The sequence below is a fragment of the Streptomyces yongxingensis genome (genome assembly GCF_055597465.1).
This window is the reverse complement of record NZ_CM145717.1, coordinates 7,705,973-7,731,398: the sequence shown is the minus strand read 5'-3', so window position 1 is coordinate 7,731,398 and position 25,426 is coordinate 7,705,973. Positions and strand designations below refer to the sequence as shown.

Annotated in this window: 27 protein-coding genes and 1 pseudogene; 14 read left to right on the top strand and 14 right to left on the bottom strand. The window is 71.0% G+C overall.

What is annotated here, in order from left to right; genetic code table 11:
• The first annotated feature begins 92 nt into the window (after positions 1-92).
• The 4 genes from ACZ6TD_RS33085 to ACZ6TD_RS33070 all read left to right on the top strand — a co-directional run bounded on the left by ACZ6TD_RS33085 (position 93) and on the right by ACZ6TD_RS33070 (position 4,031).
• Positions 93-983: a LysR family transcriptional regulator gene (locus tag ACZ6TD_RS33085; RefSeq protein ID WP_471358246.1), complete on the top strand. Its 891-nt coding sequence runs from the start codon at positions 93-95 to the stop codon at positions 981-983.
• A 57-nt stretch (positions 984-1,040) separates the two neighbouring features.
• Positions 1,041-2,117, top strand: coding sequence for a tartrate dehydrogenase (locus ACZ6TD_RS33080; protein WP_471344053.1), 1,077 nt, complete (start codon positions 1,041-1,043; stop codon positions 2,115-2,117).
• Positions 2,118-2,305: 188 nt separating this feature from the next.
• Positions 2,306-3,538 carry a serine hydrolase domain-containing protein gene (locus ACZ6TD_RS33075; RefSeq protein ID WP_471344050.1) on the top strand — a complete coding sequence of 411 codons (1,233 nt, stop codon included), beginning with the start codon at positions 2,306-2,308 and terminating at the stop codon, positions 3,536-3,538.
• Between the two features lie 91 nt (positions 3,539-3,629).
• Positions 3,630-4,031 carry a VOC family protein gene (locus ACZ6TD_RS33070; protein ID WP_471344048.1) on the top strand — a complete coding sequence of 134 codons (402 nt, stop codon included), beginning with the start codon at positions 3,630-3,632 and terminating at the stop codon, positions 4,029-4,031.
• An 85-nt stretch (positions 4,032-4,116) separates the two neighbouring features.
• On the opposite strand, the gene ACZ6TD_RS33065 is transcribed toward ACZ6TD_RS33070, so the two are convergent.
• The 3 genes from ACZ6TD_RS33065 to ACZ6TD_RS33055 all read right to left on the bottom strand — a co-directional run bounded on the left by ACZ6TD_RS33065 (position 4,117) and on the right by ACZ6TD_RS33055 (position 4,955).
• Positions 4,117-4,194, bottom strand: coding sequence for a 50S ribosomal protein bL37 (locus tag ACZ6TD_RS33065; RefSeq protein WP_370443954.1), 78 nt, complete (start codon positions 4,192-4,194; stop codon positions 4,117-4,119).
• A 165-nt stretch (positions 4,195-4,359) separates the two neighbouring features.
• On the bottom strand, positions 4,360-4,494 hold the full coding sequence (locus ACZ6TD_RS33060; RefSeq protein WP_471344046.1) for a hypothetical protein: 135 nt from the start codon (positions 4,492-4,494) through the stop codon (positions 4,360-4,362).
• Between the two features lie 59 nt (positions 4,495-4,553).
• Positions 4,554-4,955, bottom strand: coding sequence for a metal ABC transporter solute-binding protein, Zn/Mn family (locus ACZ6TD_RS33055; protein ID WP_471344042.1), 402 nt, complete (start codon positions 4,953-4,955; stop codon positions 4,554-4,556).
• Between the two features lie 111 nt (positions 4,956-5,066).
• Here ACZ6TD_RS33055 and ACZ6TD_RS33050 point away from each other — a divergent pair, with 111 nt between their 5' ends.
• Together ACZ6TD_RS33050 and ACZ6TD_RS33045 are read left to right on the top strand one after the other, a co-directional pair.
• Complete coding sequence (locus ACZ6TD_RS33050) at positions 5,067-6,050, top strand: ATP-binding protein (RefSeq protein ID WP_471344039.1); 984 nt, start codon at positions 5,067-5,069, stop codon at positions 6,048-6,050.
• Between the two features lie 66 nt (positions 6,051-6,116).
• A complete protein-coding gene (locus ACZ6TD_RS33045) occupies positions 6,117-6,509 on the top strand; it encodes an SCO5389 family protein (protein ID WP_256655947.1) in 393 nt (130 codons plus the stop codon).
• A gap of 62 nt (positions 6,510-6,571) precedes the next feature.
• On the opposite strand, the gene ACZ6TD_RS33040 is transcribed toward ACZ6TD_RS33045, so the two are convergent.
• Both ACZ6TD_RS33040 and ACZ6TD_RS33035 read right to left on the bottom strand, forming a co-directional pair.
• Positions 6,572-7,336: a TIGR03943 family putative permease subunit gene (locus ACZ6TD_RS33040; protein ID WP_471344036.1), complete on the bottom strand. Its 765-nt coding sequence runs from the start codon at positions 7,334-7,336 to the stop codon at positions 6,572-6,574.
• Positions 7,333-8,403, bottom strand: a complete 1,071-nt coding sequence (locus ACZ6TD_RS33035) for a permease (protein ID WP_471344034.1) — start codon at positions 8,401-8,403, stop codon at positions 7,333-7,335. Before ACZ6TD_RS33035 ends, ACZ6TD_RS33040 begins: the two co-directional genes overlap by 4 nt.
• Before the next feature lie 108 nt (positions 8,404-8,511).
• On the opposite strand from ACZ6TD_RS33035, the pseudogene ACZ6TD_RS33030 reads away from it, so the two are divergent.
• A pseudogene (locus ACZ6TD_RS33030) lies at positions 8,512-8,676 on the top strand (ArsR family transcriptional regulator); the annotation flags it as partial.
• A gap of 64 nt (positions 8,677-8,740) precedes the next feature.
• Here ACZ6TD_RS33030 and rpsR read toward each other — a convergent pair.
• From rpsR to ACZ6TD_RS33005, 5 genes are all read right to left on the bottom strand, one after another.
• The gene (gene rpsR / locus ACZ6TD_RS33025; RefSeq protein ID WP_210944082.1) at positions 8,741-8,986 is read right to left on the bottom strand and encodes a 30S ribosomal protein S18; all 246 of its coding nucleotides are present in this window, start codon (positions 8,984-8,986) and stop codon (positions 8,741-8,743) included.
• Positions 8,987-9,020: 34 nt separating this feature from the next.
• On the bottom strand, positions 9,021-10,187 hold the full coding sequence (locus ACZ6TD_RS33020; RefSeq protein ID WP_471344033.1) for a GTP-binding protein: 1,167 nt from the start codon (positions 10,185-10,187) through the stop codon (positions 9,021-9,023).
• Positions 10,184-10,441 (bottom strand): type B 50S ribosomal protein L31, encoded by a 258-nt coding sequence (locus tag ACZ6TD_RS33015; RefSeq protein WP_471344031.1) that lies wholly within the window; start codon positions 10,439-10,441, stop codon positions 10,184-10,186. The genes ACZ6TD_RS33020 and ACZ6TD_RS33015 overlap by 4 nt, the downstream gene beginning before the upstream one ends.
• A 5-nt stretch (positions 10,442-10,446) precedes the next feature.
• The gene (gene rpmG / locus ACZ6TD_RS33010) at positions 10,447-10,611 is read right to left on the bottom strand and encodes a 50S ribosomal protein L33 (protein WP_026252351.1); all 165 of its coding nucleotides are present in this window, start codon (positions 10,609-10,611) and stop codon (positions 10,447-10,449) included.
• 148 nt (positions 10,612-10,759) lie between these two features.
• The gene (locus ACZ6TD_RS33005; RefSeq protein WP_471344030.1) at positions 10,760-10,972 is read right to left on the bottom strand and encodes a hypothetical protein; all 213 of its coding nucleotides are present in this window, start codon (positions 10,970-10,972) and stop codon (positions 10,760-10,762) included.
• A gap of 53 nt (positions 10,973-11,025) precedes the next feature.
• Here ACZ6TD_RS33005 and ACZ6TD_RS33000 point away from each other — a divergent pair, with 53 nt between their 5' ends.
• On the top strand, positions 11,026-11,988 hold the full coding sequence (locus ACZ6TD_RS33000) for a phosphotransferase family protein (RefSeq protein ID WP_471344028.1): 963 nt from the start codon (positions 11,026-11,028) through the stop codon (positions 11,986-11,988).
• 161 nt (positions 11,989-12,149) lie between these two features.
• On the opposite strand, the gene ACZ6TD_RS32995 is transcribed toward ACZ6TD_RS33000, so the two are convergent.
• Positions 12,150-12,896 carry a response regulator transcription factor gene (locus tag ACZ6TD_RS32995; protein WP_471344026.1) on the bottom strand — a complete coding sequence of 249 codons (747 nt, stop codon included), beginning with the start codon at positions 12,894-12,896 and terminating at the stop codon, positions 12,150-12,152.
• 51 nt (positions 12,897-12,947) lie between these two features.
• Entirely contained in the window at positions 12,948-13,079 is a 132-nt protein-coding gene (locus tag ACZ6TD_RS32990) for a hypothetical protein (RefSeq protein WP_471344025.1), read from the bottom strand.
• Between the two features lie 9 nt (positions 13,080-13,088).
• Here ACZ6TD_RS32990 and ACZ6TD_RS32985 point away from each other — a divergent pair, with 9 nt between their 5' ends.
• From ACZ6TD_RS32985 to ACZ6TD_RS32960, 6 genes are all read left to right on the top strand, one after another.
• Positions 13,089-14,396, top strand: coding sequence for a sensor histidine kinase (locus ACZ6TD_RS32985; RefSeq protein WP_471344024.1), 1,308 nt, complete (start codon positions 13,089-13,091; stop codon positions 14,394-14,396).
• A gap of 174 nt (positions 14,397-14,570) precedes the next feature.
• Complete coding sequence (locus ACZ6TD_RS32980) at positions 14,571-15,935, top strand: aspartate aminotransferase family protein (RefSeq protein ID WP_471344022.1); 1,365 nt, start codon at positions 14,571-14,573, stop codon at positions 15,933-15,935.
• 12 nt (positions 15,936-15,947) lie between these two features.
• Entirely contained in the window at positions 15,948-17,279 is a 1,332-nt protein-coding gene (locus tag ACZ6TD_RS32975; protein ID WP_471344021.1) for an aspartate kinase, read from the top strand.
• Positions 17,249-21,427 carry a Pls/PosA family non-ribosomal peptide synthetase gene (locus tag ACZ6TD_RS32970; protein ID WP_471344018.1) on the top strand — a complete coding sequence of 1,393 codons (4,179 nt, stop codon included), beginning with the start codon at positions 17,249-17,251 and terminating at the stop codon, positions 21,425-21,427. Before ACZ6TD_RS32975 ends, ACZ6TD_RS32970 begins: the two co-directional genes overlap by 31 nt.
• A gap of 14 nt (positions 21,428-21,441) precedes the next feature.
• Positions 21,442-22,281, top strand: coding sequence for a COG4705 family protein (locus ACZ6TD_RS32965; RefSeq protein ID WP_471344016.1), 840 nt, complete (start codon positions 21,442-21,444; stop codon positions 22,279-22,281).
• Positions 22,282-22,422: 141 nt separating this feature from the next.
• Positions 22,423-23,313 (top strand): COG4705 family protein, encoded by an 891-nt coding sequence (locus tag ACZ6TD_RS32960; protein ID WP_471344014.1) that lies wholly within the window; start codon positions 22,423-22,425, stop codon positions 23,311-23,313.
• Here ACZ6TD_RS32960 and ACZ6TD_RS32955 read toward each other — a convergent pair.
• Entirely contained in the window at positions 23,294-24,685 is a 1,392-nt protein-coding gene (locus ACZ6TD_RS32955; RefSeq protein WP_471344012.1) for a sensor histidine kinase, read from the bottom strand. The genes ACZ6TD_RS32960 and ACZ6TD_RS32955 overlap by 20 nt on opposite strands.
• The gene (locus ACZ6TD_RS32950; RefSeq protein ID WP_471344010.1) at positions 24,682-25,344 is read right to left on the bottom strand and encodes a response regulator transcription factor; all 663 of its coding nucleotides are present in this window, start codon (positions 25,342-25,344) and stop codon (positions 24,682-24,684) included. Before ACZ6TD_RS32950 ends, ACZ6TD_RS32955 begins: the two co-directional genes overlap by 4 nt.
• Between the last annotated feature and the right edge of the window lie 82 nt (positions 25,345-25,426).

Here is a 25,426-nt window from a genome sequence, read left to right as displayed (position 1 = left end):
ACCCGTTGACGACAATGCTTATAAGCAACACCTATGGACGTGTGGAGGCCGCCGAAGGTGGCGGGAGTGGCGAGGCGCGGGGAGGCGGCGCGGTGGATGTGCGGCAGTTGGAGTACTTCCTGGCCGTGGTGGACCACGGCGGGTTCAACCGGGCCGCCGCCGCGCTGTATCTGTCCCAGCCGTCCCTCTCCCAGGCCATCCGCGCCCTGGAGCGCGACCTGGGCAGCGACCTCTTCCACCGCATCGGCCGCCGGGCGGTCCTCACCGACGCGGGCACGGCGCTGATCGGCCCGGCGCGGGAGGCGGTGCGCAGTCTCCAGCTCGCGCGGGCCAGTGTGGAGTCGGTGCACGGACTGCGCGGCGGCCGGGTGGACATCGCGGCCCCGCCCTCCCAGGCCGTCGAACCGCTCACGGGGCTGATCGACCGCTTCGCCCACGCCCATCCCGCGGTGTCCGTACGCGTGCAGGCCGCGTTCACCCCGCGCGATGTGACGGAGATGGTGCGCACCGGCGTGTGCGAGCTGGGGCTGCTGGCCTCCCCCGACCCCGTACCGCCGGGCGATGTGCGCACCTATCCGCTGGCCGAGCAGCGCTTCGTGCTGCTGACGGCGCCGGACGGGCCGTTCCGCCCCGGGGTGCCGGTGCGCCATGAGCAGTTGTCCGGACACCGGCTGATCGTGGGCCAGAAGGGCACCGGGATGCGCCGGTACGTCGACGACCTGGTGGCCGAGGGCGTCGCGCCGACCGTCGTGGTCGAGACCGAGCACCGGGTGTCGATCCTGCCGCTGGTGCTGCGGGGCGTGGGCCTGGCCGTGGTCGCCGACGCCTGGCGCGGCCTCGCCGAGCGGGCGGGGGCCCTGGTCCTGGACCTGGAGCCGAGCACCAGTCTGCGTATCGCCCTGGTCAGCAGGCGGGCCCCGCTGACACCGGCGGCGGAGGCGTTCGTCAGCACCGCCGTGGAAGCTCATAGGGCCGGCCTATAAGGCAGATGCGAACTGCGTCTTGGACGCGGAAGACGCTCCCCTGCTGCAATCCCCTCCATGACGAACCGCCGCACGACCACCACCCACCGCATCGCCCTGATCCCCGGCGACGGCATCGGCAACGAGGTCATCCCGGCCGCCCGCCGGGTCCTGGACACCGTCGCCGCCCGGCACGGCCTCGGCTTCACCTACGAGACGTTCGACTGGTCCTGCGAGCGCTATGTCAGCCTCGGCGCGATGATGCCCGACGACGGTCTCGACCAGTTGCGCGGCCATGACGCGATCCTGCTCGGCGCGGTCGGCTACCCCGGCGTCCCCGACCATGTCTCGCTGTGGGGGCTGCTGATCCCCATCCGCCGGGGCTTCCAGCAGTACGTCAATCTGCGCCCCATCCGCGTCTTCGAGGGCGTGCCCAGCCCGCTGCGCGACGCGGGCCCCGGCGATGTCGACCTCGTCGTCGTCCGGGAGAACGTCGAGGGCGAGTACGGCGAGATCGGCGGCCGCCTCGGGCGGGGGCTGCCGGAGGAAATGGCCGTCCAGGAGGCGGTGTTCACCCGCAAGGGCGTCACCCGCGTCCTGGACTACGCCTTCTCCCTCGCCGAGCGGCGCGGCGGCCGGCTCACCTCGGCCACCAAGTCCAACGGCATCGTCCACACCATGCCGTTCTGGGACGAGCTGGTGGCCGAACGCGCCGCCGCGCACCCGGAGGTGGCCTGGGACCAGGAGCACATCGACGCCCTCGCGGCCAAGTTCGTCCTCGACCCGCGGCGCTTCGATGTCGTGGTGGCCTCCAACCTCTTCGGCGACATCCTCAGCGACCTCGCCGCCGCGGTCGCGGGCAGCATCGGCATCGCCCCCGCGGCCAACCTCAACCCCGAACGCGACTTCCCGTCCATGTTCGAGCCCGTCCACGGCTCCGCCCCCGACATCGCCGGACGCGGTGTCGCCAACCCGCTCGGCGCGATCTGGTCCGCCGCGATGATGCTCGACCACCTCGGCCACCCCGAGGCGTCCACCCGCGTCACCGACGCCATCGCGACCGTCCTGGCGAAGACCCCCGTCCGCACCCCGGACCTGGGCGGCACGGCCACTACCGAGGAATTCACCGACGCCCTGCTCGAACTGCTCCGATGACAGAATGACCGGACGGTCCCGCCGACCCGGCGCGCGCCCACGCCGTCCACCAGCCGTAGGCGCCCACTCACGCGGGCGGGACGGTGGGGTTGTCCCCAGGGCGATGGGGGTGGCCAGCCGGATCGATCCCGAGCTCGGCGGTCTCTAAGGTGGCCTTCGGTCGCAATGGGGCTTCGAGGGGGGATCACATGAACGTGGTCAAGCGCAGGCGCGTGCTGACTGGCGGACTCACACTGGCGGTGGCGGCGGGTGGCGCGGCGGTGGCACCGAAGGGTGTCGCGGCGGCGACACCGGCGCATCACGACGCGCCACGGCGGAACACCGCCGCGGAATCGACCACCACCGCCGCCGACCTCACCCCTCGCCTGCGCGACATCCTGCACCGGCTGACCACGGTCGACGGCGCGCCCGGAGCGCTCGTGGAGGTGCGGAACCGGCGCGGCAGCGCGGTCCTGACCAGCGGCGTCGCAAACGTGAAGAGCCACGCGCCGATGCGCCGCGACAGTCGGTTCCGGATCGGCAGCATGACCAAGCCGTTCGTGGCGACGGTCGTGCTCCAGCTGGTGGGAGAGCGTCGCGTCGCCCTCGACGCGCCGGTGGAGCGCTATCTGCCGGGCGTCATCCGCGGCCACGGGAACGACGGGCGGGTGATCACCGTCCGTCAGCTGCTCCAGCACACCAGCGGCGTGCCCGACATCCTCGACTACCTCACCCCGCAGGACGTCCTCGAGGATCCGCTCGCCCACCACGACACCCGCGACATGGTGAACATCGCGCTCGCCCACCCCCCGACCTTCGAGCCCGGCACCGACTGGCGCTACTCCAACACGGGCTATCTGCTGGCCGGCCTGCTCATCGAAAGGGTCACCGGCCACACGTACGGCGAGGAGATCCGCCGACGCGTCATCGCGCCACTCGGCCTGTGCGAGACGTACGTACCGGGTGACGACCCGACGATCCCCGGACCGCACCCGCGCGGCTACGTCCGGCCGGGCGAGAACGCGCCGCTCAGGGACATCACCGCGATCAACCCCTCGGTCGCGGGCGCGGGCGGCGGCATGATCTCCAGCGCCACCGACCTCAACCGCTTCCTGGACGCACTCGTACGCGGCAAGCTGCTGCGCCCGGCCCAGCAGCGGCAGATGATGACGACCCGCCCGACCGGCAACCCGGACGGCCGGGCGTACGGCCTCGGCCTGGAGAGCAGGCCACTGCCCTGCGGCGGCCTCTACTGGGGCCACGGCGGCGACATCCCCGGATACGGAACGGTGGGCGGCGCCACGCTCGACGGCAGGCAGGCGACGGTCATGGTGAACCTCAACCCGGATGGTACGGACGCCCAGGACGCCGACATGAAGGCCGCCGTCCAGACGGCCCTCTGCGAAAGCCACCACCACCAGGGGGTGTCCGACGGATCGTGACGCCTGCGGCGGGGACGGGAAAGATCCGCCGGAGATCCGTCGGACACCCCGTAGCGGAATAGCCGCGGCTGATCACACCTTGCTGGTAAGCATGCGCATCTTCCGCACCTACGCACGCGTCTACGCCACCGACCTGAACGCGGCGCTGGCACCGCTCACCGCCGTCACCGGTGAACCGATCACCACCCGCTTCACGATGCCGAACGGCCTGGAGCTGGCCACCGTCGGCCGGGTTCTGGTGGTGGCGGGAGACGAGCGGACGCTGGAGCCGTACAGGGCGACGTCGGCCACGCTGATCGTGGACGACCTGGACGAATGCCAGGTACGCCTCACCCGGACCGGAGCAGAGATCGTACGCGGCCCGCAGCCGGTCCCCACCGGCAGAAACCTGACCGCCAAGCTGCCCGGTGGCGCCCAGATCGAATACGTCGAGTGGGACGAGGCCCAGTGGGAACGGGCCGGAGGCCGCCCGGACAGCTCGAACCCGTCGTAGAGCGACCGACGGGACTCCCCGTGCCCGGGCGCGGTGGCGCCACGCGCTCGGGGAGCCCATCGCCGTCACTCGGCAGAAGCCCAGGTCAGGACTGGGGACGGCTCCCGTGGTTGGCCCCGTTCTTACGACGGGCCTTCTTCTTACGACGTCGCTTCGACGACATGTCGCCTCCTTTCCAGCAATGCTTTTCGCCCTATGTGTACCGATTACCTCGGCATCTCAAGCGATGATCGCGGCGCGCTTACCCAGCCCCCGGCACATCACGCCCCTCCGTGAAACACCTCACGCCGCCCTCCCGCACGGGCGGCTCGCGGGCGAACCGGCCGGTTCAGCCGGCCAGGTCGAGGACGAAGCGATAGCGCACGTCGTTGCGTGCCAGCCGGTCGAGGCTGGTATCGACGTCGTGCGCGGGCACGATCTCGGTCTCGGCGGTGATGCCGTGTTCATCGCAGAAGTCGAGCATCTCTTGGGTTTCGCCGGTTCCACCGCTGCCCGCGCCGGCCAGGTTCTTCGCGCCGACGATCAGACTGAGCGCGCTGAGCCGCAGATCACACCAGCGTTTCCACCCGGCCTGACGCCGACCAGGTCACCGATCTTCAGCTCGGTGCGGTCGCTGCACGGGTTGGCGGAGAGCAGCTTGTCGGCCCACGCGTCGTAGCCGATGCCATTGACGATCGTGTACCGGGCGGTGGCGACGGCGCGACCGTCGGCGGCGGTCGGCTCGTAGTCGTGCGGGTCGGCGGCGGGGTTGTCGATGATGCTCGTGACGTGCGCGTGTCTGCCGCCCAACTGCTGGGCGATGCTGCCCCAGAAGTTCTCCGCCACCACCTGGATCACCTCGCCGGACCTCTCCCTGCCGGAGGCGGAGCCATCGGCCGCGTTCGAGGAAGCGGTGGAACAGGCGCTGGTGCCGGACAGCGACACCCCGCACCCATCTCCCCTTCGCCGGTGGCGACTTGACAGGGAAGCCGCGATCCGGGAAGTCTTCAAACCTCGCACATGACATTCATATTCACCTGGAGGTGATGCGCAGCCATGCGCACCGCGTTCGTCGGCAAGGGCGGAAGTGGCAAGACCACGCTGTCCGCCCTCTTCGCCCGGCACCTGGCGCGCTCGAACGCGCCCGTCGTCGCCATCGACGCCGACATCAACCAGCATCTGGGGGTGGCGCTGGGGCTGGCGGAGGACGAACTGCGCGAGGTCGTCCCGCTCAGCACTCGCCTCGGCGGGATCAAGGAGTATCTGCGCGGCGACAACCCCCGTATCGCCTCCGCCGACGCCATGGTCAAGACCACTCCCCCGGGACGCGGCTCCCGCCTGCTGCGGCCGCTCGGACCCGACCCGGTGCACACCCGCCACATCCGGGACGTCGCGGGAGTCGGGCTGATGACCACCGGCGTGTTCACCGAGGAGGACCTCGGTGTCGCGTGCTACCACTCCAAGCTCGGCGCCGTCGAGCTGTATCTGAACCACCTCGTGGACGGCCCCGGCGAGTACGTCGTGGTCGACATGACCGCCGGCGCGGACTCCTTCGCCTCCGGGCTGTTCACCCGGTTCGACATGACCTTCCTGGTGGCCGAGCCCACGCGCAAGGGGGTGTCCGTCTACCACCAGTACAAGGACCACGCCGCCGAGTTCGGCGTGCCGCTCGCCGTGGTCGGCAACAAGGTGACCGGCGAGGACGACCGGCTCTTCCTCAAGGAGCACGTCGGCGACGACCTCCTGGTCTGCTTCGGCCACTCCGACTGGGTCCGCGCCCGCGAACAGGGCCGCCACACCGGGGAGCTGGAACCCGAGCACCGCCTGGCGCTGGAGGAGCTGCGCATCGCGGTGGACTGCCGCACCAAGGACTGGGAGACCTTCCAGAGGCAGGCGGTCGAGTTCCATCTGCGCAACGCCCGCGCCTGGGCCGACCGCGCCACCGGCCAGGACCTGAGCACCCAGGTCGACCCCGGCTTCCAGCACGGACCGGCAGCTCTGTCCGAGGCACTCGTCGCCGCCCCCACGGCATCGAGCTGAATCCCCCCCAGCACCCCCGCTCATCCCCATCCACATCCGCAACCCAGCCGATAGGACCCGCATCCCATGTCACTGAACGTCGCACCGGAACTCCTCGCCCAGGCCGAACAGGGCGAGATCCAGGAACGGGACTTCGTCGCCACCGTCCGCGAGTCGCTTCCGTACGCCTACAACCTCATCGCCGGCCTGGCGGACAAGCTCCGCGAGGGTGACGCCGAGTTCGCCGACAACCAGACCCCGCCACCGTCGGAAGCCGAACGCGGACAGCTGCTACGGGCCCTGGCCAGCAACGCCATCCGCGGCAGTCTGGAACGCCACTTCGGCATCACCCTGGCCTTCATGAACTGCCACCGGGTGGCCGCGTTCCGCCCCGGCACCGAAAACGGCAGCACGTACGAGAAGTTCACCTCCACGCGCTCCCAGATCCTCAACCAGTCACCCGAGTTCCGCGACTGCTGAGCCGCGCGGCGTACCTGAGCCCCGGGCCGGCGGCCCGGGGCTCGGGTGCGCCGCCGCCCCCTTCAGCGACCGTCCGGGGTGACCACCACATCGTGGTAAGGGTCCTTGGGCGCGGGAACGCGTTCGACGGTGGAGACGTCGAGGGCCGGGCTGGCGTCGTCGGTGCCCAGCTTTCCGGTGGGGTGCCAGGTGCCGGTGACCGTCACCCAGGTGTCGGCGGGTGGAGCGGCGGACCCGTGCACCCCCACCTTGCGCACTTGCGCATCGGCGGCGCAGCAGCTGATGACCAGGCGGCTGACGTACCAGGCGCCGTGGCGGCCCGGGGTGACGAAACCGGTGAGGCGCACGGTGTGGCCCTTCAGGGTGCGGTCGGTGTCCCAGACCGCCCGGGAGCTGAAGTCGTTCAGCGACATCTCGACAACGCCTTTGTCGGGCAGGGCCGGGAAGAGGCTGTCACCGGTGGTGGCGGCGGGGGCCTTCGGGGTCTTGGCGTCGTCGCGGGAGGCGGTGTAGGAGCCGAGGGCGGGCGGCGCCAGGAACAGGATGGTCAGGGCCGGTACGTACAGCAGCCAGGCGATCCGGGGACCCCGGGAGTGATCGTGACCGTGCTCCTGGTCGTGGCCCTGGTTCGTGCGGGGGCGGTTGAAGGGGAAACCGTCGCGGGCGGCGCTCACCGCGCCGAGCAGGATCAGCAGCACGCCCGAAGCGATGAGCGCGGGGCGCAGACCGGCGCGCACATAGCGCAGATACAGATCGGTCAGCAAGGAGATGTGGAGCAGACCGACCCCGGTGAACAGCAGCAGGAGGACCTGCAGGTTGCGCTTCACAGCAGCCACCACCCCACCAGCCCGCTGCACGTCACCGCCACGACCCAGGTGGCCGAGGAGAAGCGCACCGCGAAGGCCCGTCCGAAAGTGCCCGATTGCAGGGCGATGAGCTTCAGGTCGACCATCGGGCCGACCACCATGAAGGCGAGCCGGGCGGTGGGCGAGAACCCGGTGAGCGAGGCGGCGACGAACGCGTCCGCCTCCGAGCAGACCGCGAGGACCACCGCGAGCAGCCCCAGCATGGGCAGCGAGAGCCACAGGGAGTCGGAGAAGAGCCGCAGCACGGAGTGCGGCACCGCGACATTGAACGTGGCCGCGGCCGCCGCGCCGACCACGAGGAAGCCCCCGGCGTGCAGGAAGTCATGCTGGAGCGAGAGCCGGAACTCCTCCGCGCGGCTCGCGCCCGGAGTGTGCCCGGCGGGCCCCTTCGGCAGCCGTAGCCACTCCTCGCGGCCGAACCGGATCCACAGCCAGCCCATGGCCACGGAGGTCAGCAGCGAGGCGATGACGCGGGCGGCGACCATCCACGGGTTGCCGGGGAAGGCCACATAGGTCGCGACCAGCACGATCGGGTTGATGGCCGGGGCCGACAGCAGAAACGCCAGCGCCGCCGCCGGGGCCACCCCGCGCCGCATCAGACTGCCGGCCACCGGCACCGAAGCGCACTCGCACCCCGGCAGCACCGCCCCGGCGGCACCGGCCACGGGGACGGCGAGCGCCGCGTTGCGCGGAAGCGCACGGGTGAACACCCACGCCGGTACGAACGCGCTGATGGCGGCCGACACCACCGTGCCCAGCAGCAGAAACGGCACGCCCTGGATGACGATCGCGGTGAACACCGTGCGCCACGCCGCAACCGCCCGATCGTCCAGCGCGGCGGTGATCTCGGGCCCAAGCGCGAGGGCGAGACCGCCGATCAGCACCACCGGGAGGCCGGCGATCAACGCATGAGAGGTGATGCGTGCCGCGGTGCGCACCCCGCCGACCGCGTCGGGGGGAGAGGTCGTCCCACCACCGTCGCGGTCTGCGGACGATGACGGCGGCGCGAGGTCGACATCGCTGCCCAACCCGCCTCCTCTCACAGGACCTTCACCAAGCCGACATACGGCGACCCACCTTAGCGGCACGGCGTGTCCGCGACTTCGGGTCCCGATGAAGCATGAGCCACCACTCATGTGGCGCATCAACTCCGTCTCCTGCGCACCCTCGGCCTGGTCACCGGGCGCCGCGACGGCCGCCGCATCGTCTATCGCCTCTATGACGACCACGTGGCCCAATTCCTCGACCAGGCCGTCCACCACATCGAGCACCTACGCCTCGGCATCCGCGACACACCCTGACCGAAGCGGGGCCCGACGGCACAACCGTCCGGCCCCGCTTAGTCCGGTCGACGCAATCCGACGGCTAACGGGAGCCGTAGGGAAGCAGGGCCATCTCGCGCGCGTTCTTGACGGCGCGGGCGATCTGGCGCTGCTGCTGTCGTGTCACATGGGTCACCCGGCGGCTGCGTATCTTGCCGCGGTCGGAGATGAACTTCCGCAGCAGGTCGGTGTTCTTGTAATCGACATAGGTGATGCCGGCGGCGTCGAGCGGGTTGACGCGGGGGCGCTTGGCTCCCCGGCGGTCGGTGATGGTGGTGCGGCGGGCCATGAGCGAGTCCTGTCCGTATGGGCGTGAGGCGCCGTCAGGCGACCGGGTCGAGCAGTTCGTCGAAGGCGTGCGGCAGCCGGCTCCAGGCGTCCGGCCCGGCGGCGTACTCGGTGTCGGTCAGCAGACACGAGTCGAGCAGGGCCAGCAGCCCGTCGCGGTCGAGACCGGGCGAGGTGAACGTGAGGTGCTGACAGCGGTCGCCGTGCTCGGGGTGCCAGTCCAGCGAGGCGGCGACCCGCCGCTCGGCCGGCACCATCTCCCAGGCCGCGTCCGGCAGCGCGGCCAGCCACGGTCCGGCCGACTCCACACACAGCGCCCCGCCCGCGGCGTCCCACGAGAGCAGGGTGTCGCCCCGGTCCGCCAGCCAGAAGCGGCCCCGGCTGCGGGCCGCGGCACAGGTCAGATCCTCCAGCGCCGCATAGAGCCGCCCCGGGTGGAAGGGACGGTGGCGCCGCCAGACGAGGGTGCTCACTCCGTGCTCATCGCTGTCCTGTGGCAACAGTGCGCAGGCCGGGTGCTGACGGGCGGCCGCCGCCGCGATGTCGAAGCCCTCGAGCAGGGCGGGCCCCAGGGCCCCCTCGCCGAGCCGTATCTGCCGTGCGCCCGGGGTGAGTTGGGTGAGCAGGGCCAGATCGCCGTCGTCCGCGGGCGCTTCGGACGTCTCGTCCTCGGCGACGGCGAGCACGGTGGGGTACTCCAACTGCCGGGCGAAGGTGTCCGCGATGGTGCGCTGGTCGGTCGGGGCGGCGGCGAGACCGGCCTCGGCGAGGTCGTCACCGTTCGCCAGGTACGGCACCATCAGGGCCGGGTCGACCGCGGTGGCCACCCCGGTCAGCTCCAGCGGGGCGCCTTCGGCGGCGATGACGGCGGCCATGGCCTGGGGCTCGACCGAGTCCCACAGCTCCACGACGGCGAGCCGGTGCCCGCCGCCCGTGGCCAGGCGCAGCAGCTCGGGGACCATGTCCTCGCGCAGCGCACAGCACGCGCAGTCGTTCACCAGCGGCGCCTCACCACCGCCGAGCGGCCCGGAGGCGTCGCGCACCGTGCGGCGCACGGCGCGGTCGGTGGCGGCGGACAGGTCGTGGTGCAGCGCCACGGAGCCGGGCACCGTGCGCAGGATCTCCTCGACGGCGGCGCGTCGGGCGTCGGCGTGCAGCCCGCCCACGACCGCGACGGCCAGCCGGTTCTCGTCCGCGGTCACCGGCCCCTCCGCACCCGTCCGTAGCGCCGCTCGAACCGCTCGACGCGGCCCGCGGTGTCCACGACGCGCTGGCTGCCGGTGTAGAAGGGGTGGCTCGCCGAGGAGATCTCGACGTCGATGACCGGATAGGTGTTGCCGTCCCGCCACTCGACCGTCTTGTCACTGGTGGCGGTGGAGCGGGTGAGGAAGGCGAAGTCGGCGGCCCGGTCGCGGAAGACGACGGGCCGGTAGGCGGGGTGGATACCGGGCTTCATGGCGGTCAGCGCTCCTCACGGAAGTCGACGTGGCGGCCGACGACCGGGTCGTACTTGCGCAGGGTCAGCCGGTCGGGGTCGTTCCGCCGGTTCTTGCGGGTCACATACGTGTAGCCGGTGCCCGCCGTGGACCTCAGCTTGATGATCGGACGTAGTTCATTGCGCGCCATGGCCACAGCATACACGGTAGTGGTTTTCATTTTCATCAAGCTGCCACGTGGAGCGGGAGCTACGTCCGCCGCGGCCACGGCTCCAGTACGCCCGGTGGGGACCACCTCGTCAGTGGGGTCATCCGGCCATGAGCCGGACGCACTCCTCCTACGGTTCAGCCCCCGGGTCCCGGGCCGCGGTGCCGAGCAGCGGATCGGGCAGGCCGGCCCAGCGGTCGGCGCCGAGTGCCAGTTCACGGTCGTCAAGTACGGCGGTGTCCAGCACGGCCCGCAGCCGGTCGGCCGGCCCGGCCGCGGCCCACCCGGAACCGGGCCGTATCAAAGGCTCCAGCGAGGCGCTGTCGCGTTCTTCACCCCTCACACCGAGGCATAAAACTCTCGCGCGTGCCGCCGTCCGGATGATGAGGTGGCACGGTGACCAACCACGACGAGACGGCGACTGTCCGACCGTTGACACTGGCTTGGGTGAGCCGGCACCTGGAGGTCGGCGAACGGGTCGTCAGAGCCGAGGCGCTGCACGGCGGCATCACTGCCGAAATGCGGAGGCTGACCATCGGCACGCGGGACGGAGGCACCCGTGACCTGGTGCTGCGCAGCTTCGTCGACCCGTTCTACGTGAGGCAGGCCGAGGACCGGCTGGCCAGGGAGGTCGGCGCCCTGACCCTGCTCACGGGGACCGGCGTGCCGGCTCCTGGACTGGTCGCGGTTGATCCGACCGCCGCGCATTGCGAGTATCCGTCGCTCCTGATGACACATCTGGCGGGCCGGGCGGTCCTCGACGACGAGGGATTGGAGACGCGCGTCCCTCTGCTGGCCCGTCAACTCGTGGCGATCCACGCGGTGCGACCCCTCGAGCGGCCCCGGGAGTATGTGGCGTTGACGACCGCCGACACCGTCGTGGTTCCGAAGGGCGCCGACGCGGCGGCATGGGCCGCGGCGATCGACGTGATCCGCGAGCCCGCGCCACCCTATGAAGGGCGATTCCTGCACCGGGACTTCCAACCCGGCAACGTGCTGTTCGACCTGCCACCCCCGAGTCCGGCAGGTGCCCGGATCACCGGCGTCGTCGACTGGGCAGCGGCCTCCTGGGGCCCGGCGGATCTCGATGTGGCGCACTGCTCCACCAATCTCGCGCTGCTGCACGGCCCGGCGTGGGGTCTGCGGTTCGCCGAGGCGTACGAGGAGGCCGGCGGGGTGCTGGCCGCGGCCACGAGCGAGCGGCTGTACTGGCAGGTGCGGGACGGGCTGGCGTGCTCGGAAGAAGTGCGGTTGGTGGCGCGGCCATGGCGGGAGGCAGGGAGGACAGACCTGACGACGCGAGCTGTGGAGGAGCGGCTGGATGCCTATGTCACCGCCCTGATGGACACGCTGGGCTGAGCCACGGCGGCCCGGGGCGCGGCCCCGACTTCACCGTTCACCGCTCAACCAGGTAGGGAATCGAGCAGGCCCTGGGGAATGCCGTCCGGGCATCCCATCAACCGGATCCATGGGCTCCCGCAGGCGGGCCTGGAGTACTCGACGGGAGCACTCACGATGGGTCACGTGCCACCCAGCGACTTGGGCGGGTCGAGCCGGTAGCCGTGTCCGCGCAGAGTGGTGAGGGCGGGCAGGGCAACGGGCGCGGGCGTGTCGGACGCCGCCGCCTGCAGCCGACGGCGCAGGGAGGACATGGTGACGTCCAAAGTCTTGGTCGGCCCGAACCAGTTCTCGTCCCACACCTCCGCCATGAGCGATTCGCGGGAGACCGCCTCCTCCGGGTGCCGGACGAGGACGGCGAGGAGTTCGAACTCCTTGGGGCGCAGTTCGACCTCCCGGTCGCCGAGACAGCAGCGGCGCGCCGCGATGTCCACGGTGAGATCGCCGATGCGGACCAGTCCGTCCGGTCCCGCCGGGGCGGGCGGGCGACGGCGGAGATGGGCGCGGAGGCGGGCGAGCAGCACGGTCATGCTGAAGGGTTTGGCCAGGTAGTCGTCGGCGCCCGCGTCCAGGCCCGCGATGACGTCGATCTCCTCGCTGCGGGCGGTCAGGATGAGGATGAGGACATCGGGATGCTCGTTGCGCAGCCGCCGGGCCACGTCGATGCCGTCCATGTCGGGGAGACCGAGGTCGAGGAGGACGACGTCGATGGGGCTCCGATCGGCCTCGGCCAGGCCGGAACCGCCGGTCCGGGCCCAGGTCACGGCGTAGCCGTGGGATCGCAGACCAGCTTCCACATGCCGGCCGATGACCTCGTCGTCCTCGATGAACAGGACGGATACCGTGTCCTTGGCCCCTGTCGTCCCCATGCCCCGAAGCGTAGAGCGCGTGACCGCCCGGGGCGCGCGGACGGTCCGCTGTCAGAGTTCACTCGGCTCGTCCACGGCCGGACGGCCGATCCGAGTCCGGTGGACGGTGGCGCGGTCGCGGCCGAGAGTAAAACCGGACGGTGGCGTCGCCACCTCGGCCTCATCGGGCGCGCCCGCGTTCATGATGGGCGTATGAGACAGCGCGTGATGCGGGTGGCCGTGATGGCGGTGCTGGTGGCACTGATCCTGCTGGCCACGCCGCTGGCGCTCGGGATCCAGGCGTCCTTCTTCGCGGACGAGCGGGATGAGCTGGAGCGCGTGGCCCTGGCGGCCGCGGTCCATGTACCCCCGTTCGTGGTGGGCGGCCACGTGAAACTGCCCGCCCATGAGCGGGGCATCGACGTCGGGGTGTATGACCTGTCCGGACGGCGGCGCGAGGGCAACGGCCCCAGGAAGGCGGACGCGATCACCCGGGAGGCCCGGAAGGGGATCGTGGTCCGGGGCCGCGGCGACCACCGGCTCGTGGTGGCCGTCCCCCTGTCCACCAGGGAGCAGGTGATCGGCACGGTCCGCGCGTCGTCCGGCACCGCAGGGGTATGGCGCCACATCGTCCTGGCCTGGCTGGGTCTGGCCGGTCTCGCCTTGGTGGCGCTGGCCACGGCCGTCGTGGTGGCACGCCGCCAGGCGCGCACGCTCAGCGCGCCCCTGGAGGCACTGTCGGCGAAGGCCGGAGCGGTGGCGGACGGGGACTTGACCGCGCGCGCCGAAGGCAGCGCGATCGCCGAGATCGACCAGGTGGCCCGCACCCAGAACACCATGGTCGAGCATCTGACCAGATGGCTCGAACACGAGCGCCACTTCACCTCCAACGCCTCCCATCAGCTACGCACCCCGCTGGCCGGTCTGCAGCTCGGCCTGGAGGCAGCCGCCGCCGATCCCGACGCGGATCCGCGAGCGGCGGTGACGGAGGCCCTGGAACAGGCCCGGCATCTTCAGCGGACCGTGGACGAGGTGCTCCGGCTGGCCAGAACGACGCCACGCCCCGGTGTGCCCACGACCGCTGCTCGGCCCGCCGCCGAGGTGGTCGACGGGGTGGAGCGCCGCTGGCACGGTACGTTCGCCGCTGAGGGCCGACGTCTGGACTTCGCCGCGGAGCCGGGCGGCGAGGGTCTCCCGATCCCCGACCGCACCGCCGAACAGATCCTGGACGTCCTGCTGGACAACGCCCTGCGACACGGCCGCGGTGCCGTCCGGATCACTGTGCGCGAGATGGGCGGCGCGACCGCCGTCGACGTGTCCGACGAGGGCTCGCTGGCACTCGACCAACGGAACCTCTTCCGGCGGGGGGCGACGACGTCCCCCGCCGGAATCGGCATCGGACTGACACTGGCCCGGGAGCTGGCCGAGACGGCCGGGGGCCGGCTCACCCTCGCCCGGTCGAAGCCCACCACCTTCACCCTGCTGCTGCCGGTCGCCGAGCCACCGCCGTCCCGCGAGTGAGGCGGGGGGGCGACGGCCCGGGCCCGGCGAGTCCCGCGTCCACCAGGGACGATGTAGCCCCATCGGCATGTTTTGCCGTCGTCTAACCTCCGTCGCGCTGCGGGTTAACCGCCCCCTTCCTAGCGTGGAAAGCGTCAAGGGTTCGCCCGCGGCCCACGTTTGGGGAGACCTCCGATGACAACGCTCCTCCAGCCCGCTCCGCTGACGGCACCGCGAGTCAGCGGCGATCTGCCCGGCCCCCGCTCCACCGCCCTGCTGGCCCAGCAGGAGCGGTGGGAGTCGAGCGCGCGGACCTACCCGCGCCATCTGCCCATCGCCCTGGCCGAGGGCTCGGGCAGCTTCGTCCGGGACGTCGACGGCAATGTCTTCATCGACTTCCTCGCCGGCGCCGGAGTGCTGTCGCTCGGCCACAACCATCCGGAGCTGGTGCGGGCCGTCTCGCAGCAGCTCGACTCCCTCACCCACGGCCTGGACTTCCCCACCCCCGCCAAGGACGCCTTCACCCAGGCCCAGCTGTCCATGCTGCCGCCGGAGCTGCGCAAGCGCACACGGCTGCACTTCTGCGGGCCGACGGGGGCCAACGCCGTCGAGGCCGCCATCAAGCTCTGCAAGATCGCGACCGGCCGGGGCGACATCATCTCCTTCCGGGGCGCCTTCCACGGCAGCACCCACGCCACGATGGCGCTCAGCGGGCTGGTGTCCCAGAAGGCGCCCGTGCGCGACGGCATGCCCGGGGTGCACTTCTTCCCGTACACCGCCGACGACCCGGCCCCGGACGGCCCCTCCGTCAACGGCGCCGACCTCCTGGAGCAGGCGTTGCGGGACAGCAACGGCGGCATTCCACCGCCCGCCGCGGTGATCATGGAGATGGTCCAGGGTGAGGGCGGAAACACCGTCGCCCGCACCGACTTCGTCCGCACAGTGCGCGAGGTGACCCGCTCGCTGGGCATCCCCCTGATCGTCGACGAGGTCCAGACCGGCTGCGGACGCACCGGCACCTGGTTCGCGTATGAGCAGTACGGCATCGAACCGGATGTCATCGTGGCGTCCAAGGCGCTGAGCGGCATCGGTCTGCCGGTCGCCCTCATCCTGTACGACACCGCGCTGGACACCTGGGGGCCCGGTGCGCACATCGGGACCTTCCGCGGCAATCAACTGGCCTTCGCCGCCGGGGTGGAGACGGTCCGCATCATCCGGCGGGACGACATCCTGGGGAACGTCCGCCGACAGGGTGCCCGGATCGCGGACCGGCTGGCCGGGATGACCCGCGATCCGTGGGTCCGCCAGGTGCGCGGCCGCGGGCTGATGTGGGGGATCGAACTGGCGGACCCCCGCGACGGCCGCCCCGCCACCGAGGTCGCGGCCGCGGTCCAGCACCACGCGCTGCGCCACGGCCTCATCGTGGAACGCGGCGGACGCGACGACGCCGTGGTGCGTCTCCTGCCCCCGCTGAACGTCACCGCCGAGGTCGTGGACATGGCCTGCTCGATCCTGGTGGATGCCGTGTCCGCCGCCGCCGATCGTTCCTCGATCCGCTGAGAGGGGCACAGGATGGCTCTCATCGTCCAGAAGTACGGAGGCTCCTCGATACCCACCACCGAGCGGATCGGGCGGGTCGCCGAACGAGTGGTCAGGGGCTACGACGAGGGCCATGACGTGGTCGTGGTGGTGTCCGCCATGGGCGGCGCCACCGATGAGCTCCTCGGGCTGGCCCGGAATGTGGACACCGCACCCTGTCCGCGGGAGCTGGACACCCTGCTGAGCGTGGGCGAGCAGGTCTCCAGCGCGCTGACCGCGATGGCGATCCACGCGCTCGGTGCCTCGGCGTGCTCCTGCTCCGGCCGCCAGGCCGGGGTGATCACCACTCCGGCCCATGGCGGGGCCCGGATCGTGGACGTGCGGCCTCGCCTGGTCCGGGAGGCGCTGGACCGCGGCATGATCCCGGTGGTCACCGGGTTCCAGGGGGTGTGCGGGGAAAACGACGACGAGGTCACCACCCTGGGCCGCGGCGGATCCGACACCACGGCGGTCGCCCTGGCGGCGGCGCTCAAGGCCGACGTATGCGAAATCTGCACCGATGTGGACGGGGTGCTGACCGCGGATCCCACGATCGTGCCGGAGGCGAGGCCGATCGGCCACCTCACCCATGAGGCCATGCGGGAGCTGGCGGCCGGGGGAGCGCGGGTGCTGGCGCTGTCCGGTGCCGAATACGCCGAGCGTTACGCGGTGGCCCTCCGAGTGCGGTCGTCCTACGACGAACGTCCGGGTACCGTCGTCTCGGACGAGCCCGGGCCGCCCCCGCCGTACGGATCCCCCACCCGGGTGGTGGGCCTGGCCCATGACCTGTCCCGCACGAAGATCACTCTGTCCGGCGTGGTGGACCGCGCGGGGGTGACGGCGAGCGTGACGCACGCGCTGGCCGAGGCGGGGAGCGGGGTCGGCACGGCTGACCTCCCTGCCGTCCCGGCCGACGACGGGAGGCACGGCGCGCTCACGCTGGTCCTGCCCACGGCCGACGCCCCCGCCGCGCTGGCCGCCCTCCGGACCCGCCGCCGGGACATCGGCTACGACACCCTGAGCCGCGAGGACGACGTCGGGACCGTGTCGCTGGTCGGGTCCGGCCTCCGGTCGCACGCCGGGATCCTCCTCCGGCTGAGGGAGACGCTGGACAGGATGGACGTGCCGTTCGAGCCGTTGTCGGCGTCGGACACCCGCGTTTCCGTACTGTGCCGTGCCTCCCTGCTGCCGGACGCCGTACGTGCCCTGCACAAGGCGTTCGTGGAGAGGGAGCCCGCCCCGCCCCTCGGACAGACCGGGCCCGCGAAGGCCGTGGTGCGCGAGAGGAGAGCACGATGTCGGGAAGTGACCGGAACGAGGCGGTGAGGGGAGGGCCGTCCTGCGCGTGGGCGCCGAGGTCGCGGAGTCGCACCGATGGCCTGCTCGCCTGTGCGGGCTGGGACGGTTCGGTTCGGTGGCGGGACGGCGAACGGCTCGAGCGGCTGTTCGAGGAGCGCTGCGACCGGATGCGTGCGCGGGGAACCGGAGACCGGCTCGCGGTGGACGCCGCCGGCGTCGCCCTCACGTACCCGCAACTGGACGAAAGGGCCAACCGGCTTGCTCGTTTTCTGATGGCCGAGGGCGTACGGCCCGGCGACCGGATCGGGTTGCTGCTCGACGAGGCGGTGGACGCCTATGTCGGGATGCTGGCCGTGCTCAAAGCACACGCCGCGTACGTACCGTTGGATGTCGGATTCCCGCCGGATCGTTTGAGTTACATCGTGTCCGATGCCTCCGTGCGCATGGTCCTGTCACTGTCCCGGCTCTCCGAGCGGACACGCCCCCTCGCGGCCAGTGCCGAGCTGCTGTACCTGGACCGGGTGCGGTCCAGGGTCGCGGAGCAGTCTCCCGACCGCCCCGATCCCCCGGCCGTCGGGGAGCCGGCCGACGACCTGTGTTACGTGATCTACACCTCGGGGTCCACGGGCCGCCCGAAGGGGGTGGCCGTCGGACATCCCGCTGTGTGCAACTTCGTCCGAGTGGCCTCGGAGGTCTACGGCATCACCTGCGACGATCGGGTCTACCAGGGGATGACCATCGCGTTCGACTTCTCCGTCGAGGAGATATGGGTGCCCTGGATGGCCGGTGCCACGGTGGTACCCAGGCCCGAAGGGCCGAGCCTGCTCGGTGCCGAGCTGGACGCGTTCCTGCGGGAGCGCCGGGTCTCGGCCCTGTGTTGCGTTCCCACGTTGCTGGCCACCCTGGACGAGAACGCGTCCGAGCTGCGGTTCCTGCTGGTATCCGGGGAACCGTGTCCGCGGGATCTCGTCACCCGCTGGCACCGGCCCGGCCGCCGGTTCCTCAACGTCTACGGCCCGACCGAGGCGACCGTCACGGCGACCTGGAGCCCACTGGCCCCTGACCGTCCGGTGACGATCGGTGTCCCGCTGCCGACATACTCGGTCGCCGTCCTCGATCCGGAACGGGACACCGCCCTGCCGCCGGACACGATGGGAGAGATCGCGATCGGCGGGATCGGGCTCGCCGACGGTTACCTCAACCGGCCCGAGGCGACCGAAGGTGCTTTCATTCCGGACTTTCTCGGCATCCCCGGGAATCCGTCCGGCAAGATCTACCGGACCGGGGACCTGGGCAAGATCAACGCCCACGGTGAGGTCGAGCACCACGGCCGCATCGACACCCAGGTCAAGATCCGTGGCTACCGCGTGGAACTGACCGAGATCGAGTCGGTGCTGCTGCACCTGCCCGGAATCGCCCAAGCGGTGGTCAGCGACCGCGAGACCACCCCGGGAACCGTGGAACTGTGTGCCTACTACACCACCTGCGCGGGCATGACCGTGGATCCCGAGCGGGCCGTGGCACACCTGCGGGAACGGCTGCCCGGCTACATGGTCCCCGCCTATCTCGAACACCTCACGTCGATTCCGACGCTGCCCAGCGGGAAGGCCGACCGCCGGCGTCTGCCGCCACCGACCGGACGGCGCCGGCTCACCCAGGGCGACGGCACGGCTCCACGCACCCGTACCGAACGGATGCTGGCCGAACTGCTGGCCGCGGTCCTCCAGGTCGAGCGGGTCTCCGTGGACGGCCACTTCTTCGCCGACCTCGGCGCCGATTCCCTGCTCATGGCGCGGTTCAACGCGGCCGTGCGCGCACGTCCGGACCTTCCCGATGTGTCGATGCGGGACGTCTATCTGCACCCCACGGTGCGCCGGCTCGCCACCGCCCTGACCGAAGCGCCACCCCCTGCCCTGGCCACGCTCGACCGCGTACCGCGGCCACCGTCCGCCCCGGCCGCTCCGGCGGTGGGCAGGCTCCGGTACGCCCTGTGCGCGGCCCTCCAGTTCCTGGCGTTCCTGGCCTACGTCTGCCTCGCTTCGGTGGCGCTGGACGCCGGAACGTCCTGGCTGGCCCGGGGGCAGGGATGGCTCGGCGGCTACGAACGCGCGGTCGCGCTCGGTGCCGTGGCGCTGATCGGCGCGAGCCTGTTCCCCATCGCCGCCAAATGGGTGCTCATCGGGCGGTGGAAACCGCGGCGCATCCGGTTGTGGAGCGTGGCCTACGTCCGCTTCTGGTGTGTCAGAACCCTCATCGCCGCCAACCCGCTGGCCCGGCTGACGGTCGGAACGCCGATGTACACCCTGTACCTGCGGGCGCTCGGCGCCAAGATCGGACCGCGCACGCTGATCTTCACCCGGTGGGTACCGATCTGTACCGACCTGCTGACCGTCGGGGCGGACACCGTGATCCGCAAGGAGACCTATCTCAACGGTTACCGAGCATGCGACGGGGCCATCGAGACCGGCCCGGTCACCATCGGTGCCGGCGCCTTCGTCGGCGAACACAGCACTCTCGACATCGGCGTGCACCTCGGCGACGCCGCCCAGCTCGGTCATGCCTCGGCGCTGCACGAAGGTCAGTCGATACCCGCCGGGCAGCGGTGGCACGGCTCGCCGGCCCGGCCCGCGCCGACAGGGTGTGAGTACCTCGCCGTTCCGCCGACCCGCTGCGGCCGCCTGCGGCGAGTGTGTTACTCCCTCGTCACGCTGCTGACGCTGACGGCCAGCGTAGGAGTGGCCGAGGTGGCCGTCGCGGCACTGCTGGAGGCCCGGCCCGCGCTGGTCCACACCGTCACCGGAGCGGGCGGCCCCGGCAGTTGGACGTACTACGCCGACGGCCTGGAGATCGCGGCGGCCACGGTGTTCGGCCTCGCCCTCCTGGGGGCGGTCCTCGTGCCGGCCCTGTCACGCGTACTGTCCCGTCCCCTCAGACCGAACACCGTGTACCCGCTGTACGGGGTCCGGTTCACACTCCAGCGCGCCGTCGCCCGCCTGACCAGCACCCGCTTCACCATCGCCCTGTTCGGCGACAGCTCGGCGATCGTGCACTACCTGAAAGCCCTCGGATACCGTCTGGCGCCGGTCGAGCAGACCGGATCCAACTTCGGCACGATGCTCAAACACGAGGTGCCCGCCCTCAGCCGGGTCGGCACCGGGACCATGGTCTCCGACGGACTGTCCATGGCGAACGCGGAGTACTCCAGCACCTCGTTCCGCACCGCCCCGGCCGCCATCGGAAACCACAACTACCTGGGCAACAACATCGTCTACCCGGCCGGCGGCAGGACCGGCGACAACTGCCTGCTGGCCACCAAGGTCATGATCCCGGTCAGTGGTCCGGTCAGGGAGAACACCGGACTGCTCGGCTCGCCCCCCATCGAGATCCCCCGCTCGGTCGAACGCGACCACCGCTTCGACCACCTCACCACCGGATCCGGACTCCGGCGCCGCCTCGCGGCCAAGAACCGCCACAACGCCGGGACCATGGCCCTGTTCCTGACCGTGCGCTGCCTGTACGTCTACGGCCTCCTCCTGATCGCGATGTTCCCCCTGGCCGGCAACGGCGGGCTGTACTGGCTGGAGACGGTCGGCACCGCTCTCCTCGAACTCGCCTTCACGGTCGGCTTCTTCGTGTCGACCGAACGGGCCGTGCAGGGCTTCCGTACCCTGCGGCCACGGTTCTGCTCCATCTACGAGCGGGCTTTCTGGCGGCACGAGCGCTACTGGAAGGTGCCGTCCATCCTCTACCTCGCCATCTTCAACGGCACTCCCTTCAAACCCGCCGTCTGGCGGCTGCTCGGTGTCCGTATGGGACACCGGGTCTTCGACGACGGCTGCCGGATCCTGGAACGGACCCTCACCGGGGTCGGCGACGACTGCGCCCTCAACGCCGGCTCCATCCTGCAGGCGCACTCCCTCGAAGAGGGCGTCTTCAAATCCGATCGCATCGCCATCGGCAACGGCTGCACGATCGGCACCAGCGCCTTCGTGCACTACGGCGTCGTCATCGACGACCACGCCCGCATCGACGCCGACTCCTTCCTCATGAAGGGCGAACACGTACCGGCACACACCCGGTGGCGCGGCAATCCGGCGGTGGAACCGACCACGGTGAGCCCTCCTGGACGGCAGGATGACGTCGCGGTGGTCAGGACGCGTTCAGGTATCCGGTGACAGCGTCGGGCTCCATGACCTACGAGACATCCGAGCCCCTGCCGACCCCAGCGGCCGACGCGCCGACCGCCCGGTCGCGTCACCGACGACACTGGAACAAGGTTCCCGAAGTAACCCTCTACTTCTGGGTCATCAAGGTGCTGTGCACGACGGTCGGTGAGACCGCGGCCGACCTGCTGAACGAGAAGGCCGGGCTCGGCCTGACCGGTGTGTCGGCCCTGATGAGCGTGGTGCTGGCCGTGGTGCTGGTGGCGCAGTTCCGCACCAGCGGCTACCGCGCGGGCGTGTACTGGCCGGTCGTCGCCCTGATCAGCGTCGTCGGCACGCTGATCAGCGACAACCTGACCGACAACATGGGCGTGCCGCTGGAGACGAGCACGGCGGTGTTCGCGATCGTCCTGGCGGTCGTGTTCGTCGTCTGGTACCGGCGGGAGCGGACACTGTCCATCCACAGCGTCGACTCCACCAGCCGTGAATCCTTCTACTGGCTGGCGGTGCTGTTCACCTTCGCCTTGGGAACCGCGGCCGGTGATCTGGTCTCCGAGCGGATGAACCTCGGGTACTGGCTGTCCGCGACGCTGTTCGCCCTGGCCATCGCCGCCGTCGCCGTCGCTCACTTCGCCCTCGGTCTCGACGCGGTGTGGAGCTTCTGGATCGCCTACATCCTCACCCGTCCGCTCGGCGCCTCCGTCGGCGACTATCTCTCCCAGCCCACCGGCGACGGCGGCCTCGGCCTGGGCACGGTCGTGACCAGTGTCCTGTTCCTGGCGGTCATTCTCGGCCTGGTCGTGTTCCTCTCGGTGACGCGCAAGGACGTCACCGAACCGGAGCGAGTCGCCCGGCGGACGGCCTGAGCCCCGGCAGGCGTTCAGGACGCGTTCAGGCTGCCCCTGGCAGGGTCGTAGACAGCCGCCGTCCGCGGTCGGCCCATCTCATAGGGCGCTCGGCCCCTTCCGCGCGGGCGCCGTACCCCCGAACAGACGGGAGCAGTGACATTGGGGAAGCCAGAAGTCCTCACCGACCTCGACGTCGCGAGTACGAGCACGTCGGTGATGAAGAAACTGCCCGAGGTCACCCTTGCCTTCTGGATCATGAAGATCGCCGCGACGACCCTGGGTGAGACGGCCGGAGACCTCTTCGCCCAGACCCTGAAGCTCGGCTACTTCCTCACCACGATCGCGCTGTTCCTGATCTTCGTGGTGACCCTCGTCGTCCAGCTCAGGTCCAGCCGTTACAACCCCTTCTTCTACTGGACCGTGATCCTGTCGACCAGTATGGCCGGCACCACCATGTCCGACTTCATGAACCGTGACGCCAGTGCCAAGTTCCTCTCGGGCGGCGCCACATCGCTCGGCTGGGGCCCGCAGGGCCTCGGTCTGGGCTATCCGGTGGGCGCGGCGATCCTGATCTCGATCCTGCTGGCGATCTTCCTGGCGTGGAAGGTGAGCGGGATGACGTTCCAGATCCGCGACATCGTCACCTTCCGGGGTGAGGCGCTGTTCTGGTCGGCCATCCTCGTCTCCAACACGCTCGGCACATCGATGGGGGACTTCCTGTCCGACAGTTCCGGCCTGGGCTACGCGGGTGGCGCGCTCCTGGTCATCGGGGTGCTGGCCGTCCTCGTCGCGATGATGAAGGTCTCCGTGGTGCCGAATGTGCTGCTGTTCTGGATCGCCTTCGTCCTCACCCGGCCGCTCGGCGCCACCGCGGGCGACTTCCTCACCAAGCCGGTCGCCAAGGGCGGCCTCGACCTGGGCACGGCGGGCTCGTCGGCTGTCCTGCTCGCGGTCCTGTTCGGGCTGATGGCCCACGCCCACGTGCGGGAGCGCCGGGTCCCGGGCCCGCGGAGTGCGGAGCGGGAGCCGGTCACCCAGCGGGCAGGGTGACGGTGAATCGCGCCCCGGGCGCGTGCCCGGCGTCGTAGGACACCTCGCCGCCCGCGGAGCGGGCCAGACGGCGCGCGAGCGGCAGTCCGAGGCCCGCTCCGTGGTGACCGTCGCCGGGGTCGGCGCGTCGCCCCGGCTGGAAGAGCTCGCCGACGAACGTCTCCGGTACGCCCGGTCCGTCGTCGGTGATGTCGATGACCACGGCGCCGGGTGTGCGCCGCCCGGACACGGTGACGGTGGAACGGGCGTGGCGGACGGCGTTGGCGAGCAGCGGGCTGACGACGCGTTCGAGGAAGGCGGGTGCCACTCCTGCCTCGAGTCGCCCGTCCTCGGCCTCCACCACGGCTCTCACCTGGGCCGGTGTGTCCAGGCGCTGGACCATGCGGCGCAGAACGGGTACGACATCGGCCGTGCCGGGGGCTGTTGAGGTGTGGGCCGCGTTGTCGCGGGCGTCGAGCAGGAGCGTGTCGCAGATGGCTCGCATGGACTGGGCGGCCTCGTCGATCACCTCGTGAGTGGCGCGGGTCTCCGCGGCGGAGCGGGGCCGGGATCGCCACCAGTCGAGTTCGGCGATGATCCGGGTGAGTGGGGTCCGCAGTTCGTGGGACAGCTCCCCCGTCAGTTGCTGCTCATGACGCAGCACGGCGCGTATGCGGTCCAGCAACGCGTCCAGCGAGGCGCCCAGACGGGCCAGTTCGACCGGGCCTCCCCCCGTGCTGAAGCGCTCGTCGGAGGCCACGGCACTCCACTGGGTGGCCTGGTCGGTCATCGTCCGCACCGGGCGCAGGGCCCGGCCGACCGCGAGACGTGTCAGCACGTAGGCGCAGACGAGCATCGCCGCGTCCAGGATCAGCGACCCCCACAGCAGGGTGTCGGCCGAACTCTGGTACGGGGCCAGGTCGAGGGCCGTGACGACGGTGGCTTCGGCATCGCCACCGGCCACCGGCCGGGCGCACAGGCGGACGGACCGATGGCCCTCGGCGTGGACGGTCGCGCAGTCGGGCGCGCCCCGCGCGGCGAGCCGGTCGGCGGTCCGGGTGAGCGGGCTGGGCTCCGAGGTGGCGGGCGGCTTTTCCAGCAGGCGCTTCCCTGCGTAGATCCACACGTTCGTGTCCAGCGGCTGATCGTTGGCGGTCTCCAGGACGCGCACCTGTGGGCCGCTGGTGTCGACGGTCGCGGCGACGGCGGTCGCCCGGGCCCGCAGCTCGTCGTCCGCCTGGTGCCGCAGGTGTCGTTCCACCGCGGTGTTGAACACGGCCGTCAGCGCCGTGATCAGCAGCGCGGCGGTGGTCAGCGCGACGAGCGAGAGCCGTCCGCGCAAGGTACGGGGAGCCAGCGCGCGAAGCACCGGTCGGTGCCAGGTCGATCTCATGACAGACGGTGCCCGATCCCGCGCGCGGTGGCGATGGTCAGGCCGCTGCCCGTCTCGCGTAGTTTGCGGCGCAGCCTGGTCAGATACTGGTCCAAGGTGTTGTCACTGACCTGTCCGCCTTCGGGCCAGCCCGCCCTGACCAGGTCACGGCGGCGCACCAGGTCCCCGTCCGCGGCGACGAGCGTGGCCAGCAGCCGGAACTCCGTCGGGGACAGGGCGACCCGGGCGCCGTGCACCGTCGCGCTGTGCCGGACCGCGTCCAGGACCAGGTCCCCGACCGAGGCAGCCGGCGGGGGCGTGGCCCGCTTGAGCGCCGCCCGCAGCCGGGCGGCGAGCTCGGCGAGGTGGAACGGCTTCGGCAGGTAGTCGTCGCCCCCGGCCGAGAAGCCGGACAGCCGGTCGGTGAGGTGGTGCCGTGCGGTCAGGAAGATGACCGGGGCGTGGAACCCGCCCGCGCGCATGGCCTGGCACACGTCCCGTCCGTCCGCGTCGGGCAGGCCGATGTCCAGGACGACCGCGGCGATGTCGGCGGTGACCAGGCGTAGGGCGGTGGCGCCGTCGGCGGCCGGGACGGGATCGAAGTCTTCGTCGTACAGACCGCGACGGAGCACGTCACGCAGGGCGTGATCATCCTCGACGATCAGGATCTTGCGGCGCATGGTCCTCCGGCGGTCTTCACGCCCCAGTAGCCGATCACGGCCCTGTCGGACGCACGGCCCGCGTCCGACTACAAACATGTAG